This window comes from Pseudomonas sp. K5002 (assembly GCF_013386655.1).
GTDB lineage: Bacteria > Pseudomonadota > Gammaproteobacteria > Pseudomonadales > Pseudomonadaceae > Aquipseudomonas.
Window position 1 is genome coordinate 1 of record NZ_JACARK010001395.1, and the last position, 1254, is coordinate 1254.

At 64.1% G+C, this 1254-nt stretch carries 2 pseudogenes; both read left to right on the forward strand.

The features are described 5' to 3' along the window. Positions 1 to 667 (forward strand): annotated as a pseudogene (gene dgcA, locus HX846_RS36675) (dimethylglycine demethylation protein DgcA); the annotation flags it as partial. A gap of 88 nt (positions 668 to 755) precedes the next feature. Further along, positions 756 to 1254, forward strand: a pseudogene (dgcB, locus tag HX846_RS36680) (dimethylglycine demethylation protein DgcB); the annotation flags it as partial.

Below are 1254 nucleotides of genomic sequence, written 5' to 3' on the forward strand. Positions count from 1 at the left end.
GGACGCGGCAACCATCCTTGACCTGCGCCCGGACGTGGTGGTGCTGGCGGTGGGCGGTCATCCGTTCCTGGAGCAAAACGAACACTGGGGCGCGGCTGAAGGCCTGGTGGTCAGCAGCTGGGACGTGCTCGACGGCAAGGTGGCGCCGGGCAAGAACGTGCTGGTGTACGACACCATCTGCGAGTTCACCGGCATGTCGGTGGCCGACTTCCTCGCGGACAAGGGCAGCCAGGTCGAGATCGTCACCGACGACATCAAGCCGGGCGTGGCCGTGGGCGGTACGTCGTTCCCGACGTACTACCGCAGCATGTACCCCAAGGAAGTGATCATGACCGGCGACATGATGCTGGAAAAGGTCTACCGCGAAGGCGACAAGCTGGTGGCGGTGTTGGAGAACGAATACACCGGGGCCAGGGAAGAGCGGGTGGTGGACCAGGTGGTGGTCGAGAACGGCGTGCGTCCGGACGAAGAGCTCTACTATGGGCTCAAGGCAGGCTCGCGCAACAAGGGCCAGATGGACATCGAAGCCCTGTTCGCGATCAAGCCGCAGCCGTGCCTGAGCGAGCCGGGCGAGGGGTACTTGCTGTTCCGCATTGGTGACTGCGTGGCCCAGCGTAATACCCACGCTGCCATCTATGACGCCCTGCGCCTGTGCAAGGATTTCTGACGAGGTGTACTCGGTCAAATGTGGGNNCCCGCTCCCACATTTCGGGCCAGTTTCACAGTAGACCTGTGTGGTCTTTGGGAGCTTCACCATGTTGAACACCCTTCTTCCCATCCTGCTCTTCGCCGCCCTGGGCCTTGCCGTCCTCGGCGCGCTGCGCCGGGTGAACATGTGGCGCCGCGGCCGGTCCTCCAAGGTCGACTTGCTCGGCGGCCTGTTGGCCATGCCCAAGCGCTACATGGTCGACCTGCACCATGTGGTCGCCCGCGACAAATACATCGCCAACACCCACGTCGCCACCGCCCTGGGCTTTGTGCTCTCGGCGCTGCTGGCGATCCTGGTGCACGGTTTCGGCCTGCATAACCGCATCCTCGGCTACGCCTTGCTGTTGGCTTCGGTGCTGATGTTTGTCGGCGCCACCTTCGTCTACCTGCGCCGTCGCAACCCGCCTGCACGCCTGTCGAAAGGCCCGTGGATGCGCCTGCCGAAAAGCCTGATGGCGTTCTCGGTGAGCTTCTTCCTGGTGACCTTGCCGGTGGCCGGGATTCTGCCGGCGGACTTCGGCGGCTGGCTGCTCGCCACGCTGCTGA